The 16,522-nt window shown below is 68.4% G+C and carries 14 protein-coding genes; 11 read left to right on the top strand and 3 right to left on the bottom strand.

The window, feature by feature from the left end; translation table 11 throughout:
• The first annotated feature begins 622 nt into the window (after nucleotides 1-622).
• Together rpoB and QSK10_RS08100 are read left to right on the top strand one after the other, a co-directional pair.
• A complete protein-coding gene (gene rpoB / locus QSK10_RS08105; protein ID WP_285661988.1) occupies nucleotides 623-4,060 on the top strand; it encodes a DNA-directed RNA polymerase subunit beta in 3,438 nt (1,145 codons plus the stop codon).
• An 89-nt stretch (nucleotides 4,061-4,149) separates the two neighbouring features.
• A complete protein-coding gene (locus tag QSK10_RS08100; RefSeq protein ID WP_285661987.1) occupies nucleotides 4,150-8,040 on the top strand; it encodes a DNA-directed RNA polymerase subunit beta' in 3,891 nt (1,296 codons plus the stop codon).
• 63 nt (nucleotides 8,041-8,103) lie between these two features.
• Here the strand turns inward: QSK10_RS08100 and QSK10_RS08095 are convergent, their stop codons facing one another.
• A complete protein-coding gene (locus QSK10_RS08095; protein WP_285661986.1) occupies nucleotides 8,104-8,403 on the bottom strand; it encodes a LuxR C-terminal-related transcriptional regulator in 300 nt (99 codons plus the stop codon).
• Between the two features lie 5 nt (nucleotides 8,404-8,408).
• Nucleotides 8,409-8,837, bottom strand: coding sequence for a hypothetical protein (locus tag QSK10_RS34250; RefSeq protein ID WP_432705319.1), 429 nt, complete (start codon nucleotides 8,835-8,837; stop codon nucleotides 8,409-8,411).
• Between QSK10_RS34250 and QSK10_RS34245 the strand changes: the two genes are divergently transcribed.
• The gene (locus QSK10_RS34245; RefSeq protein WP_432705325.1) at nucleotides 8,806-8,997 is read left to right on the top strand and encodes a hypothetical protein; all 192 of its coding nucleotides are present in this window, start codon (nucleotides 8,806-8,808) and stop codon (nucleotides 8,995-8,997) included. The two genes, QSK10_RS34250 and QSK10_RS34245, sit on opposite strands and share 32 nt — an antisense overlap.
• Before the next feature lie 164 nt (nucleotides 8,998-9,161).
• On the opposite strand, the gene QSK10_RS08085 is transcribed toward QSK10_RS34245, so the two are convergent.
• The gene (locus tag QSK10_RS08085; protein ID WP_285661985.1) at nucleotides 9,162-9,386 is read right to left on the bottom strand and encodes a LuxR C-terminal-related transcriptional regulator; all 225 of its coding nucleotides are present in this window, start codon (nucleotides 9,384-9,386) and stop codon (nucleotides 9,162-9,164) included.
• Nucleotides 9,387-9,641: 255 nt separating this feature from the next.
• Between QSK10_RS08085 and QSK10_RS08080 the strand changes: the two genes are divergently transcribed.
• From QSK10_RS08080 to fusA, 8 genes are all read left to right on the top strand, one after another.
• Nucleotides 9,642-9,956: a hypothetical protein gene (locus QSK10_RS08080; protein WP_285661984.1), complete on the top strand. Its 315-nt coding sequence runs from the start codon at nucleotides 9,642-9,644 to the stop codon at nucleotides 9,954-9,956.
• Between the two features lie 193 nt (nucleotides 9,957-10,149).
• Nucleotides 10,150-10,935 carry a hypothetical protein gene (locus tag QSK10_RS08075; protein WP_285661983.1) on the top strand — a complete coding sequence of 262 codons (786 nt, stop codon included), beginning with the start codon at nucleotides 10,150-10,152 and terminating at the stop codon, nucleotides 10,933-10,935.
• Nucleotides 10,932-11,372: a hypothetical protein gene (locus QSK10_RS08070; protein ID WP_285661982.1), complete on the top strand. Its 441-nt coding sequence runs from the start codon at nucleotides 10,932-10,934 to the stop codon at nucleotides 11,370-11,372. Before QSK10_RS08075 ends, QSK10_RS08070 begins: the two co-directional genes overlap by 4 nt.
• A gap of 61 nt (nucleotides 11,373-11,433) precedes the next feature.
• Nucleotides 11,434-11,790, top strand: a complete 357-nt coding sequence (locus tag QSK10_RS08065) for a hypothetical protein (protein WP_285661981.1) — start codon at nucleotides 11,434-11,436, stop codon at nucleotides 11,788-11,790.
• Nucleotides 11,791-11,797: 7 nt separating this feature from the next.
• On the top strand, nucleotides 11,798-12,643 hold the full coding sequence (locus tag QSK10_RS08060) for a DUF4190 domain-containing protein (protein ID WP_285661980.1): 846 nt from the start codon (nucleotides 11,798-11,800) through the stop codon (nucleotides 12,641-12,643).
• Between the two features lie 504 nt (nucleotides 12,644-13,147).
• Nucleotides 13,148-13,522 (top strand): 30S ribosomal protein S12, encoded by a 375-nt coding sequence (gene rpsL, locus QSK10_RS08055; protein ID WP_285661979.1) that lies wholly within the window; start codon nucleotides 13,148-13,150, stop codon nucleotides 13,520-13,522.
• Nucleotides 13,523-13,524: 2 nt separating this feature from the next.
• Nucleotides 13,525-13,995, top strand: a complete 471-nt coding sequence (gene rpsG, locus QSK10_RS08050; RefSeq protein WP_285661978.1) for a 30S ribosomal protein S7 — start codon at nucleotides 13,525-13,527, stop codon at nucleotides 13,993-13,995.
• Between the two features lie 319 nt (nucleotides 13,996-14,314).
• On the top strand, nucleotides 14,315-16,414 hold the full coding sequence (gene fusA / locus QSK10_RS08045; protein ID WP_285661977.1) for an elongation factor G: 2,100 nt from the start codon (nucleotides 14,315-14,317) through the stop codon (nucleotides 16,412-16,414).
• Nucleotides 16,415-16,522: the final 108 nt, after the last annotated feature.

The raw sequence follows: 16,522 nt of genomic DNA, 5'->3' as shown, positions 1-16,522 counted from the left end.
CGCGGGGCGCGTACTCTCATCTCCGCGCACTCCCCTCACGCGCACCCTTCCTCCCGCTCCTCTTCCCCGCCCGGACGCCGTCGTGGCGCGCGGTGCGACACGCCCGGACGCGATCACCTGTTCGAATCGATCGCCGTCGTGCTCCTCAGGGGCCGGTCAGGGTGGGTTCGGGCTTCGGTGGGGGACTTTGCCGAGGTCGGCGGGCCGTGGTGCGGAGTCCGGGTCGACTCGTGTCACATTCGCACCACCCGTCACCGTGACGGCTTCGTGACCAAAACACGCCGACCCCCTTGACGACGTGACCTCCGTCAAGGCAAGCTATGCGCAGACAACGCCACCACGCGTGGCCACACTTGTTCCAAGAGGCGTCCGCCTGGGGGTTCAAAGGGGCGCCTGGACAGTTGTCTGTGCTTCGGCTACACTGCTAGTTTGCGCTGCCCTCTCGCTACTGAACTCGTGGGGACCTGTCCGCTTATCGCGACTTCTGGACGCATTTGTCCGATTCGAAGAGCGTCTTCGTTTCGCCTTGGCGTCTCCGTTGATAAGACGGCCGGTTTGACACGGGTCGTGTGGGGTGCGCGCTAAACGGCCGTTGCAACACAGGTCCTCGGAAGGACGCATCTTGGCAGCTTCCCGCCCTGCGAAGACCAATCTCACCTCGAGCGCTCTCGCTCCTCGCCGAATCTCATTCGGCCGGATCAAGGAGACTCTTGAGGTACCCAACCTCCTCGCCATCCAGAACGAGTCCTTCGACTGGCTCGTCGGGAATGAGGCGTGGCGCGCCCGGGTCGCCGACGAGACATCGCCCAAGTGCGGTCTCGACGAGATCCTGGAAGAGATCAGTCCCATCGAGGACTTCTCGGGCACCATGTCGCTTTCCTTCTCCAACCCGCGCTTCGACGAGGTGAAGGCCTCCACCGAAGAGTGCAAGGAGAAGGACCTCACCTACTGCGCGCCGCTCTTCGTCACCGCCGAGTTCATCAACCACAACACCGGCGAGATCAAGAGCCAGACGGTGTTCATGGGCGACTTCCCGATGATGACGCCCAAGGGCACCTTCATCATCAACGGCACCGAGCGCGTCGTGGTCTCGCAGCTGGTGCGTTCCCCCGGCGTGTACTTCGACAAGTTCCCGGACAAGACCTCCGACCGCGACCTCACCAACGTCAAGGTCATCCCCGGCCGCGGCGCGTGGCTGGAGTTCGACGTCGACAAGCGCGAGACCGTCGGTGTCCGCATCGACCGCAAGCGCCGCCAGGCCGTCACCGTCCTGCTCAAGGCGATCGGCTGGTCCGGCGAGCAGATCCGCGAGCGCTTCGGCTGGTCCGAGATCATGATGGCCACGCTGGAGAAGGACCACGTCGCCGGCACCGATGAGGCGCTGCTCGACATCTACCGGAAGCTCCGCCCGGGCGAGCCGCCGACCAAGGACAACGCGCAGGCGCTGCTGGAGAACCTCTTCTTCAACCCGAAGCGCTACGACATGGCCAAGGTCGGGCGTTACAAGCTGAACAAGAAGTTCCACGCCGAGGACCCGGTGCGGACCAACACGCTCACCGAAGAGGACCTCGTCGCCACGATCGAGTACCTCGTCCGCCTCCACCAGGGCGAAGAGGGCTACGAGCCGGACGACATCGACCACTTCGGCAACCGCCGCCTGCGCACCGTCGGCGAGCTGATCCAGAACCAGGTCCGCGTCGGCCTGTCCCGCATGGAGCGCGTCGTCCGCGAGCGCATGACCACGCAGGACGTCGAGGCGATCACGCCGCAGACCCTGATCAACATCCGTCCCGTCGTGGCGGCGATCAAGGAGTTCTTCGGCACCTCGCAGCTGTCGCAGTTCATGGACCAGGTCAACCCGCTGGCGGGCATGACCCACCGTCGCCGCCTGTCCGCGCTGGGCCCGGGTGGTCTGTCGCGCGACCGCGCCGGCATGGAGGTCCGCGACGTTCACCCGTCGCACTACGGCCGCATGTGCCCGATCGAGACGCCCGAGGGCCCGAACATCGGCCTGATCGGCGCGCTGTCCTCCTTCGCCCGCGTGAACCCCTTCGGGTTCATCGAGACGCCGTACCGCAAGGTCGTCGACGGTGTGGTCACCGACCAGATCGACTACCTGACGGCCGACGAAGAGGACCGCTATATCAAGGCCCAGGCCAACGAGCGCATCAAGGCCGACGGCACCTTCGTCACCGACCGCGTCCTGGTTCGCCGTAAGGGCGGTGAGGCCGACCTGGTCACCCCCGACCTCGTCGACTACATGGACGTCTCGCCGCGGCAGATGACCTCGGTCGCCACCGCGATGATCCCGTTCCTTGAGCACGACGACGCCAACCGTGCCCTCATGGGCGCGAACATGCAGCGGCAGGCCGTGCCGCTCATCCGGCCGAAGTCGCCCGTGGTCGGTACCGGCATGGAGTACCGCGCCGCCGTCGACGCCGGTGACGTCGTGGTGGCCGAAGAGGCCGGTGTCGTCGAGGACCTGTGCGCCGACTACGTCACCGTCCACCAGGACGACGGCCTGCGCCGCACCTACCTGCTGCACAAGTTCCGCCGCAGCAACGCCGGCACGTGCGTGAACCAGATCCCCGTGGTCAACGAGGGCGACCGGGTCGAGCGCGGCCAGGTCCTCGCCGACGGTCCCTCGACCGAAAAGGGCGAGATGGCCCTCGGCAAGAACCTCCTCGTGGCGTTCATGTCGTGGGAGGGTCACAACTACGAGGACGCGATCATCCTGTCGCAGCGCCTCGTGCAGGAGGACGAGCTCACCTCGGTGCACATCGAGGAGCACGAGGTCGACGCCCGTGACACCAAGCTCGGTCCGGAGGAGATCACCCGGGACATCCCGAACGTCTCCGAGGAGATGCTGGCCGACCTCGACGAGCGCGGCATCATCCGCATCGGCGCCGAGGTCCGCGACGGCGACATCCTCGTCGGCAAGGTCACCCCGAAGGGTGAGACCGAGCTGACCCCGGAGGAGCGCCTGCTGCGCGCCATCTTCGGTGAGAAGGCCCGCGAGGTCCGCGACACCTCCCTGAAGGTGCCGCACGGCGAGACCGGCACGGTCATCGGCGTGCGCACGTTCTCCCGCGACGACGGCGACGAGCTGTCGCCCGGCGTGAACGAGCTGGTCCGCGTCTACGTGGCCCAGAAGCGCAAGATCTCCGATGGTGACAAGCTCGCCGGCCGTCACGGCAACAAGGGCGTCATCTCGAAGATCGTGCCGCAGGAGGACATGCCGTTCCTCTCCGACGGAACCCCTGTCGACGTGGTCCTGAACCCGCTGGGCGTGCCCGGCCGCATGAACATCGGCCAGGTCCTGGAGGTCCACCTCGGGTGGATCGCCAAGCAGGGCTGGAAGATCGAGGGCGAGGACGCCGACTGGAAGAAGGCGCTGCGTTCCATCGGCGCCGATGAGGCCCCGCCGAACTCGAACGTGGGTACGCCGGTCTTCGACGGTGTCCACGAGGACGAGATCGTCGGTCTCCTGGAGAACACCCTGCCCAACCGCGACGGCGAGCGCATGGTCGGCGGTAACGGCAAGGCGCGTCTGTACGACGGCCGCTCCGGCGAGCCGATCCCGGACGCGATCGCCGTGGGCTACATGTACATCCTGAAGCTGAACCACCTGGTGGACGACAAGATCCACGCGCGGTCGACGGGTCCGTACTCGATGATCACGCAGCAGCCGCTCGGTGGTAAGGCCCAGTTCGGTGGTCAGCGCTTCGGTGAGATGGAGTGCTGGGCCATGCAGGCGTACGGCGCCGCCTACGCCCTGCAGGAGCTGCTCACCATCAAGTCCGACGACGTCGTCGGCCGCGTGAAGGTCTACGAGGCCGTCGTCAAGGGCGAGAACATCCCCGAGCCCGGCGTCCCGGAGTCGTTCAAGGTGCTGCTGAAGGAGCTTCAGTCCCTGTGCCTGAACGTCGAGGTCCTTTCGAGCGATGGTGTGGCGCTGGAAATGCGCGACACCGATGACGAGATCTTCCGCGCTGCGGAGGAGCTCGGCATCGACCTGTCCCGGCACGAGCCGAGCAGCGTCGACCTCGAAGGCGCCTAGGTCAGATCGATGGGAGCCGCCGCTTCGGCTGGCGGCTCCCGCCAAGACCCCATAGACAGTGCTAGCAACAACAAGGGGATTGAAACCAAGTGCTCGACGTGAACTTCTTCGATGAGCTCCGGATCGGTCTGGCCACCGCAGAGGACATCCGTCAGTGGTCGCACGGTGAGGTGAAGAAGCCGGAGACCATCAACTACCGCACCCTGAAGCCGGAGAAGGACGGGCTCTTCTGCGAGAAGATCTTCGGTCCGACCCGTGACTGGGAGTGCTACTGCGGCAAGTACAAGCGCGTCCGCTTCAAGGGCATCATCTGCGAGCGCTGCGGCGTCGAGGTGACCCGGGCGAAGGTGCGCCGTGAGCGGATGGGCCACATCGAGCTGGCCGCCGCCGTCACCCACATCTGGTACTTCAAGGGCGTTCCGTCGCGTCTGGGTTACCTCCTGGACATCGCGCCCAAGGACCTTGAGAAGATCATCTACTTCGCCGCCTACGTGATCACCTCGGTGGACGCCGAGGCGCGCACGCGCGACATGTCGACGGTCGAGAACGAGATCGCCGCCGAGAAGCGCCAGCTGGAGAACATGCGGGACGCCGAGCTGGAGAAGCGCGCGTCCAAGCTGGAGGCCGACCTGGCCGAGCTGGAGGCCGAGGGCGCCCGTTCCGACGTCCGCCGCAAGGTCAAGGAGGGCGGCGAGCGCGAGATGCGCCAGCTGCGCGACAAGGCCCAGCGCGAGATCGACCGGCTCGAAGAGGTCCTGGACACCTTCCGCAAGCTCGACGCCAAGCAGCTCATCGGCGACGAGATGCTCTACCGCGAGCTGTACGACCGCTTCGGCGACTACTTCAAGGGCGGGATGGGCGCCGAGGCCATCAAGGAGCTCCTCGCCAACCTCGACCTGGCCGAGGAGTCGGAGCTGCTGCGCGAGACCATCCGCTCCGGGAAGGGCCAGAAGAAGGTCCGCGCCCTGAAGCGCCTGAAGGTCGTCGCGGCGTTCGCCACCACCGGCAACTCGCCGATGGGCATGGTCCTGGACTGCGTGCCGGTGATCCCGCCGGAGCTGCGCCCGATGGTGCAGCTGGACGGTGGCCGCTTCGCGACCTCCGACCTCAACGACCTGTACCGCCGGGTCATCAACCGCAACAACCGCCTCAAGCGCCTCATCGACCTCGGTGCGCCCGAGATCATCGTGAACAACGAGAAGCGCATGCTGCAGGAGTCGGTCGACGCCCTGTTCGACAACGGCCGTCGCGGCCGCCCGGTGACCGGTCCCGGCAACCGGCCCCTGAAGTCCCTCAGCGACATGCTGAAGGGCAAGCAGGGTCGTTTCCGCCAGAACCTGCTGGGCAAGCGCGTCGACTACTCGGGCCGTTCGGTCATCGTCGTCGGCCCGCGCCTGAAGCTGCACCAGTGCGGTCTGCCCAAGCAGATGGCGCTGGAGCTGTTCAAGCCGTTCGTGATGAAGCGCCTGGTGGATCTCAACCACGCGCAGAACATCAAGTCGGCCAAGCGCATGGTCGAGCGCGCGCGTCCGGTCGTGTGGGACGTCCTCGAAGAGGTCATCACCGAGCACCCGGTCATGCTGAACCGTGCGCCCACGCTGCACCGTCTGGGCATCCAGGCCTTCGAGCCGCAGCTGGTCGAGGGCAAGGCCATCCAGATCCACCCGCTGGTCTGCACCGCCTTCAACGCCGACTTCGACGGCGACCAGATGGCCGTGCACGTGCCGCTGTCGGCGGAGGCGCAGGCCGAGGCCCGCATCCTCATGCTGTCCAGCAACAACATCCTCAAGCCGTCGGACGGCCGTCCGGTGACCATGCCCACCCAGGACATGATCATCGGCCTCTACCACCTGACGCACGGCCGTGACGATGTGATCGGCAAGGGCCGGTCCTTCAGCTCGGTCGCCGAGGCGCTCATGGCGCACGACGCCAACGAGCTGAACCTGCAGGCGCCGATCAAGATCCGCCTGGAGGGCATCTCCACCATCGACAACGGCGCCGCCCCCGCGTGGTCGGCTCCGGAGGAGTGGGAGACCGGCACGCCGCTGATCGTCGACACCACCCTCGGCCGGGTCCTGTTCAACGAGACCCTGCCCGTCGACTACCGCTTCGTGAACTACGAGGTCCGCAAGAGCCAGCTGTCCGACATCGTCAACGACCTCGCCGAGCGGTACCCCAAGGTGCAGCTGGCGGCGTCGCTGGACGCGCTCAAGGAGGCCGGTTTCCACTGGGCCACCTGGTCGGGCGTCACCATCGGCATCGAGGACGTCGTCCCGCCGGCCCGCAAGGCCGAGATCCTGGAGCGGTACGAGAAGGAAGCCGAGCGCATCGAGAAGCAGTTCCAGCGCGGTCTGCTGACCGCCGAGGAGCGCCGCGTCGAGCTGATCGGCATCTGGACCAACGCCACCAACGAGGTCGCCAAGGAGCTGGAGCACTCGCTGCCGCAGGAGAACCCCCTGTGGAAGATGATCAACTCCGGTGCCCGAGGCAACATGCTGCAGCTGCGGCAGATCGCCGCGATCCGTGGCCTGGTGGCCAACCCGAAGGGCGACATCATCCCGCGCCCGATCAAGTCCTCGCTGCGTGAGGGCCTGTCGGTGCTGGAGTACTTCATCTCGACGCACGGTTCCCGCAAGGGTCTGGCCGACACCGCGCTGCGTACCGCCGACTCGGGTTACCTGACCCGCCGTCTGGTGGACGTGTCGCAGGACGTCATCGTGCGCGAGGAGGACTGCGGCACCGAGCGCGCGATCCGCCTGCCCATCGCCGACAAGCACGAAGACGGCTCGATCACCAAGCACGAGCACGCCGAAACGGCCGTCTACGCGCGCACCATCGCCGAGGACATCTCCGACGACAAGGGCAACCTGATCGTCGCCGAGGGCACCGACCTGTCCGCGCCGCTCATCGACGCGCTGGTCGCCAACGGCGTCCAGGAGGTCCGGGTCCGCTCGGTGCTGACCTGCGAGTCGGCGATCGGTGTCTGCGGCGCCTGCTACGGGCGGTCCATGCCGACCGGTAAGCGCGTGGACATCGGTGAGGCGGTCGGCATCATCGCCGCCCAGTCCATCGGTGAGCCCGGTACCCAGCTGACGATGCGTACCTTCCACACCGGTGGTGTGGCGGGTGACGACATCACGCAGGGTCTGCCGCGTGTCCAGGAGATCTTCGAGGCGCGCGTCCCGAAGGGCAAGACCTCCATCGCGGAGGTCGCCGGCCGGGTCCGCATCGAGGACACCGACAAGTCGCGCAAGATCGTCATCGTCCCCGACGACGGCGGCGAAGAGGTCGTGTACGACAAGATCTCGCGGCGTGTGCGGCTGCGCGTCCACGACGGCGGTCACGTCGGCGTCGGCGACAAGCTGCACGAGGGCACCATCGACCCGCACGAGCTCCTGCGCATCCTCGGCCCGCGTCAGGTGCAGATGCACCTGGTGGACGAGGTGCAGAAGGTGTACCGCTCGCAGGGTGTGCTCATCCACGACAAGCACATCGAGATCATCGTGCGGCAGATGCTCAAGCGCGTCACCGTCATCGACTCGGGCGCGACGGAGTTCCTGCCCGGCTCGCTGACCGACCGCGCGCGGTTCGAGACCGAGAACCGCCGCATCGTCGCCGAGGGCGAGGAGCCGGCCTCCGGCCGTCCCGTGCTGATGGGTATCACCAAGGCGTCGCTCGCGACCGACTCGTGGCTGTCGGCGGCCTCCTTCCAGGAGACCACCCGCGTGCTCACCGAGGCGGCCATGAACGCCAAGGGCGACTTCCTCGTCGGCCTCAAGGAGAACGTCATCATCGGTAAGCTCATCCCGGCCGGTACGGGCATCGCCAAGTACCGCAACGTCCGGGTCGAGCCGACCGAGGAGGCCAAGGCGCGCGTGTACTCGATGTCCGGGTACGACGAGCCGACCGGTTTCGGTTTCGGTCCGGGTGGCGGCGCCGCGGTGCCGCTGGACGACTTCGACATCGGCGGTACGTTCTAAGCACGTTTGAGGCCCCCCTCCCAGCACGGGAGGGGGGCCTTTTTTCGTCGTGAGTCCCCTGGGTCAGAGCCAGCCCCGCAGGGCCGCCTCCGCTCCCAGCGCGAATCTCGACGCCGCCCCCACCTGCGACATCAAGGACGCGACCTCCCGCTGGACCGTGCGCTGGCCGATGTACAGGCGACGTGCGATCTGTACGTCGGAGGCGCCCTCCGCGAGCAGCGTGACGATGTGCGTCTGCCGTTCGTTGAGGCGGTCCGGACCGCGCCTGGTGCGCGGCCGGGAGTTCTCCGGCCGGATTCTGTTGTCCCGATGCATTTCCCGGTGTTCGTGCAGGTTCCCGTATAGGCCGGGATCAGCCGACATGCTCCTCACCCCGTATCCCGCGACGACCGGACGGCGAGCGGTGCCGCCGGTGCTTCCCCACCGCAGGGTGGATGATGCCACGCGAGTGAGGGTGGGGCAAGACGGATATTCACTGTGGCAACGGGAGGAACGGTCGGGTTTGCGTCAGAAGCGGGATGAAGGTGGGGCCGGGGCGGGGGAGCGTGGCGGGAAGACGCCGAGCTGGAGCGCGTTTCGGGGCGCCGCGGCGGGGGTATCGCCGGGTGTGGCGATGCTCGCCAGGAGGCCAGGAGGCCAGGAGGCCAGGAGGCCAGGAGGCCAGGAGGCCAGGAGGCCAGGAGGCCAGGGCCTCGCCGGCCAGCGGGCACGGCCCGGCCGCGCAGCCTGTGGAGCCGGGACACCCCGAAGCGGTCGGCGTCCAGGATGACCATCATCGTCGCGTTCGGGACGTCCACGCCGGCCTCGATGACGGTCACGGCCACGATCACGTCGAGCGTGGTTCTTGAAGGCGCGCAGGGGGCCGCGGACGCGGTGTGGCGGGGAGTCGCCGTGTGCTGGACGGGCCCCGCGCGCGGGCAGCATGAGCCGCCCGCGCGCGCTGCGGGTCGTCGTTGATCCCGGTGCGGCGGATCCGTGGCGGGGATCCGCGCGGTGATCGGGCGCGCGGGCATCCGGCGTCCCGATGGGTCCGCATTCCCGGCGGCGGGTGCGCGTGCCGGGTCCGGCCGGTGGCGGCGGTCGGTGTGCTGCGGGTTCTTGCGGGTCGGTGCGGGGTCGTCTCAGTGCGTCGCGGCGCCCAGCCAGCCCAGGCGGGTCGCGGCGGCGCCCAGGGTGAACCTCGATCGGCTTCCGGACATTCGCATGAGGCGGTTGATCTCGCGCTCGACCGTGCGCATTCCCAGGTAGAGCTCGTCGGCGATCTGCTGATCGGTGTATCCGTCATGCATCAGGAGCAAGATCCTCAGCTGCCGCGAGTTGGGCCGCTGACCTGCCCTTTCCGCCATGGCAAAGTCCCCCTAGGGGTTCGGGTGGGTCGGGATGTCATTCGCAGGATGTCACATCTCGCTCGCGCTGCGCAATAGTCACCCACTTGGCGGGAAGTCGTCAATGCCGCTGTTTGCCCTTGAATTGGCCGATCGGGCGTGCGTAGGTTGGCCCTTGGGAACGGGCCGCGCACGCGGCCGGACATGCGGTTTCGGAACAGGCGCCACCCGTCCCCGAACGTTCACGCAAGGAGCACTCAAGGGGAGGAGCGGCTAATGCGTAAACCGTTCAATTTCCGCCGCGGTATGTGGGGCCTGAAGGCCCTGGCGGTGGCGGGCATCGCGGTCATGGGCATGGTCGTGGCGGCGCCGGTGGTCTCGGCGAATCCGGGCGACTACACCGCCGACGGGGCCAGGATCTGGCACAACCCGGGGTGGGGCGGGCCGGACGGCCTGGGCTACCGCGGCGATGGCGCCAACGTGTACTGCTACGTCGGGGAATGGAACTACCACACCAACCTGAAGACGGGTGTCACCGGATACTCGCACGACTCGGTCATCACCTGGACGGGCGGGATCGGCCCGTGCTGATCGGGACGGGTGCGCGTTGACGTCGTTCGCGCGTACCCGTTTCGCCCGGTATTTCGCGCAGGGTAGATGCGTGCACAGATCGGGAGCCGAGATTTTTGCCCATTGCGCAACGAGGGAATTCGGCGAGGTCATCGCTCATTTCCAGACGCTTTTATGACGCCTCGGGTAAGCCAATGTTACGCGGGGAGGGATAATGAAGCCATTCAGGGAAATCCTGCTGTCGGCGCTGGTGCTGCCGGTATTCGCCGCGTGCGGCGGGGGCGCCGGGCCGGTGCCGCTGGACGCGGCCGCCGCCCTCCCGCTGGACGCCTTCCGTCCCGCCCCGGAGATCGCCGCCGCCGTCGACGGCCTGACCGCGCGGTGCATGGCGCGGCTCGGCCACGACTGGGCGCCCGACCCGGTCCCGGCGGCCAGGCCGTGGGAGTCGGGCCTGTCGATCGGCCTCCTGGACGCCGCGCACGCCGCCGAGTACGGGTACCGCCCGCCGCCGCGGCTGCGCGAGCGCCTGTCCACCACCGACCGTGCGGTGCGCGTCGCCTACGCCGGTCCCATGCCCGGGGAGACCGCGCCCGCCGGCGTTCCGGACGGGGGCTGCGCCGGTGAGGCGCGGCGGGCGCTGGCCGGGCCCGACACGTCCATCGTCTCGCGGCTGGCGGGCGAGGCGGAGGACGGCGCACACGCCGACGAGCGGGGGAGAGCGGCCCTCGACGCGTGGAGCGCGTGCATGTCCGGCCGGGGCCACCGCTACGCCGAGCCCGCCGAGGCGCAGTGGCAGTACTGGCCCGAGGCGGTCACCGACGTCGAGCGGTCCCTGGCCACCGCCGACGTCGCCTGCAAGGACGCGGTGGGCCTGCCCGCGACCTGGCGCGGCCTGGTCGGCGCCTACCAGGAGCGGCTGGCCGCCGGGCACGCCGCCGAGCTCGACGCGGTCCGGCGGGGCCAGGACGCGCAGCTGGCGAAGGCGCGGGCGGCGACATGAAATGGCTGGTGGTGACCCTCCTGGCGCTGGCCGGATGCGGCGGCCCGGCGCCGCGGGCCGCGTCCCCTCCGGCCGGGCTGTCGTCCGGGTACGAGGAGTTCTGGGTCGCCTGGGGACGCGCCGAGCGGGCGGGCGATCCGGACCTGGTCGTGGCCGCCGACCCGCTGCTGACCACGCTGCGGCGGGTGATCGCCGAGCGGGCCGCGGCCGGGGGCGCCGTCCGGGGCGAGGTCGCCCGCCGGGTCGTGGCCGAGGAGGAGGTCACCGGCGGCGGGTACCGGGTGACGGCCTGCGTCGACTACGACGGACGGCGTGAGCTGCGGGACGGCGAGCCGGCCGATCCGGCCGACAAGCCCGAGCAGCGCGTGGCGGTGGTGATGAGGGAACACGACGGGGGCTGGCGGGGCGTGAACCTGTACTACGAGGGGGACTGCTGAACCGGCGAGGGAAAAACCTCCCGTCGGCGCCCGTTCCTCCCCGGGAGGGCATGATGGTGGGGTGCAGCAGCAGGCCCTCGGTGAGATTCGCGATCCGCGCGATCCCGACCCCGTGCCCTCGACGAAGGCGGCGACGGCGTTCGGGCTGGCGATCGTCGGGGTGATCACCGCGCCGTTCATCGGCGGGGTGGTGCCCGCGATCCTCGCGTTGCGCCTGGCCGGTGAGGCCGAGGCGGAGATCCTGGCCTCCAAGGGCTTCCTGACCGGCAGCGTGAAGGTCCGGCGCGGGCGGTTCCTGGCCCGGCTGGCCCTGCTCATCGCGCTGGGCGCGGTCCTGCTCGGGGTGGTCGTCTGGCTGGCCGTGCGGGTGGGCGGTTCGCCGGGCGGGACCGCCGACTTCCCTTCGAACGTGGATTGAGCTGCCGGTGAGCGAGCAGGAACGTCGTGAGGAGACCGGCGGCTGGGCCGCGCCGGGCGGCAATGGCGAGCCGGTCTGGCCCGGCGGTGAGCCCGGGGCGACGCGTCCCCCCGTCCATGAGCCCGCGCAGCCGAGCTGGGACAACGGCGAGCCCGGTGCCACGCGCCCGCCCGCCGACCGCGGCGCCCGGCCCTTCTTCGACGACGGGCCCGTGGAGGACGCGCCGGTGACGGCGATCCCGGGGCCCGACTTCCGGGGCGCGCCGATCGTGCCGCCCGCCTACCGGCCCGAGCCGCTGCTGCCGCCGGTCCAGCCGCCGCAGCCCGCGCCGCAGCCGGTGGTCAGGCAGCCGATGGGCGCGCCGACGCCGGTGCCGCCGCGCATCGGGCGTCCGCAGATGCCCTACGGCTACACCGGGCAGTTGCAGCCGGGACCGGCCGGGTACCAGCTGATGCTGCCGCAGATCAAGCCGATCCACTCCGGGCCGGCCATCGGGGGAGTGCTGGCCGGGTCGGCCGCGATCCTCACCGCCGTGGCGGTGCTGTGCGCGGGGGTGGCGTTCCGGGACGCGGTCTTCGGCATCGCGTTCACCGTCCTGGCGGTCTTCCTGGGCGGCATGGGCCTGGTGCTGTCCTTCATCGGCCTGCGCCAGGTGCGCCTGTCGAACGGCGAGTACACCGGGCGCGGCACGGCGATCACCGGGATGGTGATCAGCGGGGCCGGGCTGTTCCTGACCATCCTGATGTTCCTGGTGGTGGCCGCGCTCTCGACCGGGAACGGCGGCGACAACGGCCCGATGGACCCGACGGTCATCCCCACTCACGGAGTGAGCAAGAGCCCCGCCCCGCGGTGACCCCCTGTGGATGACGGCACGCCGGACGGGCTATCCTGGTCGGCGGTGTGCTCTCGCTCAGGCGGGGCCGCCCTCCGGGAGGAACCGCGTGGGAATCCCGGCAGGCGAGATCTGTCTGCGGACTGAAACCGCGTCGGCGGACCGGCGGCACCGGAAGCGACCGCCCGAACTCACATGGTGAGACCGGGCACGTCTCCGGTCGAACCCGGGTCCGCCGCGACCTGGCATGTCTATGGTAGGTAGGCTTCAGTCAGCGCTTGGACCATGCGCTTTGGGACTCAAGGTCCCCAAGCCGCCGGTCCGGGCCGTGCGCGCTCCGCTTCGGAGCGGCGTACCCCCAGATGCTCAGACCCGCTCGGTTTGAGATGTGCGAAGGCGACACGCCCGAGCGCGGGGGACGGACAAGAGCACGCACACCAAGCGATATCGAAATAACCAGGAGAAGACGGCTCGGCTCCGGCGAACGGGATGCCAAGAGGAGCCACAAAGGAGACGGGAAACCCGGTGCCAACGATCCAGCAGCTGGTCCGAAAGGGCCGCAAGGCCAAGGTCAGCAAGAGCAAGACACCTGCGCTGAAGGGCTGCCCTCAGCGACGCGGCGTGTGCACGCGTGTGTACACCACCACCCCGAAGAAGCCGAACTCCGCCCTGCGGAAGGTCGCGCGTGTCCGCCTCATGAGCGGCTTCGAGGTGACCGCCTACATCCCCGGCGTCGGCCACAACCTGCAGGAGCACTCGATCGTGCTCGTGCGCGGCGGCCGTGTTAAGGACCTTCCGGGTGTCCGCTACAAGATCGTCCGTGGATCGCTCGACACCCAGGGTGTCCGTGACCGCAAGCAGGCCCGCAGCCGCTACGGCGCGAAGAAGGAGAAGAGCTAACAATGCCTCGTAAAGGCCCTGCTCCGCGCCGCCCGCTCGCCGCGGACCCCGTTTACCACTCGGTTCTGGTGACGCAGCTCATCAACAAGGTGCTGGTGCGCGGTAAGCGCCAGCTCGCCGAGCGCATCGTCTACACCGCCCTTGAGGGCACCCGTGGCAAGACCGAGACCGACCCGGTCGTCACGCTCAAGCGCGCCCTCGACAACGTCAAGCCCGCCCTTGAGGTCCGCAGCCGCCGTGTCGGTGGCGCGACCTACCAGGTGCCGGTCGACGTCCGTCCCGCCCGCGCCACCACGCTCGGGCTGCGCTGGCTGGTCCAGTTCTCCCGCGCCCGTCGCGAGAAGACCATGACCGAGCGGCTCATGAACGAGCTGCTGGACGCCAGCAACGGCCTCGGTGCCGCGGTCAAGCGCCGCGAGGACACCCACAAGATGGCCGAGTCGAACAAGGCGTTCGCTCACTACCGCTGGTAGGAGCCCGAGGCCCGTACCGGCGGTGGCGACAGCGGTCGCCGGTACGGACCCATCCCGGTGGTCGGCCCTGGCGGCCTGAAACACAGTCGCGAGGAGCCACCGATACCGGGGAAAATGGCTCCCGTCGGGCGGGTCGAGACGATCCACCCGGCACACGGAGCCGTCGGCGAGAGCCGGCGGCACGCGTGCGTTCACGCACCTGAAGCGCGGCACGTGCCGAGGGTGATGGCGAAGACACAACTGCACATCCCCAAGACACGGCCCCACGGGTGAGACCGCACGGCCAGTGGGTAAACGACTAGAGAATCAGGACAAGACAGTGGCTAAGGCCGACAGCGCCCTGGCGAAGCTTCGCAACATCGGCATCATGGCGCACATCGATGCCGGTAAGACGACCACGACTGAGCGGATCCTGTTCTACACCGGTATCACGTACAAGATCGGTGAGGTCCACGACGGCGCTGCCACGATGGACTGGATGGAGCAGGAGCAGGAGCGTGGTATCACCATCACCTCCGCCGCCACCAAGTGTGAGTGGAAAGACCACACGATCCAGATCATCGACACGCCCGGCCACGTCGACTTCACCGTCGAGGTCGAGCGGTCCCTGCGCGTGCTGGACTCCGCGATCGCCGTCTACGACGGTGTCGCCGGCGTCGAGCCCCAGACCGAGAACGTCTGGCGCCAGGCCGACAAGTACGGCGTTCCGCGCATGTGCTTCGTCAACAAGCTGGACCGCACCGGCGCGAACTTCTTCCGCTGCGTGGACATGATGGTGGAGCGCCTCGGCGCCAACCCCCTCGTCCTGCAGCTCCCGATCGGCAACGAGTCCGACTTCATCGGCGTCGTCGACCTCGTCGGCATGCGCGCGCTCGTGTGGCGCGGTGAGACGCAGATCGGTGAGGACTACGAGATCGAGGAGATCCCCGCCGATCTCGCCGATGACGCCGCCGAATGGCGCGAGAAGCTCCTTGAGGGCCTCGCCGACGTCGACGACGAGATCGCCGAGAAGTTCCTTGAGGGCGAGGAGCTGTCGGTCGAGGAGATCAAGGCCGCGATCCGCAAGGCCACGATCGCCGGTAAGGCCAACCCGGTCCTGACCGGTACCGCGTTCAAGAACAAGGGCGTGCAGCCCCTGCTCGACGCGGTCATCGATTACCTGCCGTCGCCGCTGGACATCCCGCCGATCGCCGGCACGAAGATGGACGGCGAGACCCCGGACAGCCGTCCGTCGGACAATGAGGCCCCCTTCGCGGGTCTGGCCTTCAAGATCCAGACGGACAAGCACCTGGGCAAGCTGACCTACGTGCGCGTCTACTCCGGTCGCATCGAGTCCGGTACCCAGGTCGTGAACTCGACCAAGGACCGCAAGGAGCGCATCGGCAAGATCTACCAGATGCACGCCAACAAGCGCGAGGAGCGCTCGTTCGCGGAGGCCGGTGACATCATCGCCGTCCAGGGTCTCAAGCAGACCACCACCGGTGACACGCTGTGCGACACGGCGAACCCGGTGATCCTGGAGTCGATGACGTTCCCCGAGCCGGTCATCTCGGTGGCCATCGAGCCGAAGTCGAAGGCCGACCAGGACAAGCTGTCGACCGCCATCCAGCGCCTCGCCGAGGAGGACCCGACCTTCCGGGTCAAGACCGACGAGGAGACCGGCCAGACGGTCATCTCCGGCATGGGCGAGCTCCACCTGGACATCCTGGTGGACCGCATGCGCCGCGAGTTCAACGTCGAGGCCAACATCGGCAAGCCGCAGGTCGCCTACCGCGAGACGATCCGCAAGCGGGTCGACAAGGTCGAGTACCTGCACAAGAAGCAGACCGGTGGTTCGGGTCAGTTCGCGCGCGTCATCGTGGCCATCGAGCCGCTCCAGATGACGTCGGACGGTCCGACCTACGTGTTCGAGAACAAGGTCACCGGTGGCCGCATCCCGCGGGAGTACATCCCGTCGGTGGACGCCGGTGCCCAGGACTCGATGCAGTACGGCGTGCTGGCCGGCTACCCGCTGGTCGGCATCAAGCTGGAACTGCTCGATGGCCAGTACCACGAGGTCGACTCTTCGGAGATGGCCTTCAAGATCGCCGGTGCGCAGGTCCTCAAGGAGGCCGCGCGCAAGGCCGATCCGGTGCTGCTCGAACCCATGTTCGCCGTTGAGGTCATCACTCCCGAGGAGAACATGGGTGATGTCATCGGCGACCTCAACTCCCGCCGCGGGATGGTCCAGGAGATGGGCGAGCGTGGAAACGCCCGCACCGTCAAGGCCCTGGTCCCCCTGAGCGAGATGTTCGGCTACGTCGGCGACCTGCGGTCGAAGACCCAGGGCCGGGCGAGCTACAGCATGCAGTTCGACTCGTACGCCGAGGTTCCGGCGAACGTGGCCAAGGAGATCATCGCCAAGGCCACGGGCGAGTAGTTACTCCAACGATGGCCTTGAAGATGATCCGGAAACGGGGTATCGCCAAGGCCACGGGCGAGTAGATAGCGAGTCACGGCCCCGGACGGGTTTCCGTCCGGGTGCCGG

The organism is Actinorhabdospora filicis (assembly GCF_030269765.1).
In the GTDB taxonomy this organism is placed as follows: domain Bacteria; phylum Actinomycetota; class Actinomycetes; order Mycobacteriales; family Micromonosporaceae; genus Actinorhabdospora; species Actinorhabdospora filicis.
This window is presented reverse-complemented; position numbering and strand designations above follow the sequence as displayed.

Bases quoted from the DNA above. Each gene is read 5' to 3' on its own strand.
- QSK10_RS08070 (WP_285661982.1), top strand. From the start codon at position 10,932: ATGAAATGGCTGGTGGTGACCCTCCTGGCGCTGGCCGGATGCGGCGGC.
- QSK10_RS34245 (WP_432705325.1), top strand. From the start codon at position 8,806: ATGACCATCATCGTCGCGTTCGGGACGTCCACGCCGGCCTCGATGACG.
- QSK10_RS08085 (WP_285661985.1), bottom strand. From the start codon at position 9,386: ATGGCGGAAAGGGCAGGTCAGCGGCCCAACTCGCGGCAGCTGAGGATC.
- rpsG (WP_285661978.1), top strand. From the start codon at position 13,525: ATGCCTCGTAAAGGCCCTGCTCCGCGCCGCCCGCTCGCCGCGGACCCC.
- QSK10_RS08080 (WP_285661984.1), top strand. From the start codon at position 9,642: ATGCGTAAACCGTTCAATTTCCGCCGCGGTATGTGGGGCCTGAAGGCC.
- QSK10_RS08095 (WP_285661986.1), bottom strand. From the start codon at position 8,403: ATGTCGGCTGATCCCGGCCTATACGGGAACCTGCACGAACACCGGGAA.
- QSK10_RS08075 (WP_285661983.1), top strand. From the start codon at position 10,150: ATGAAGCCATTCAGGGAAATCCTGCTGTCGGCGCTGGTGCTGCCGGTA.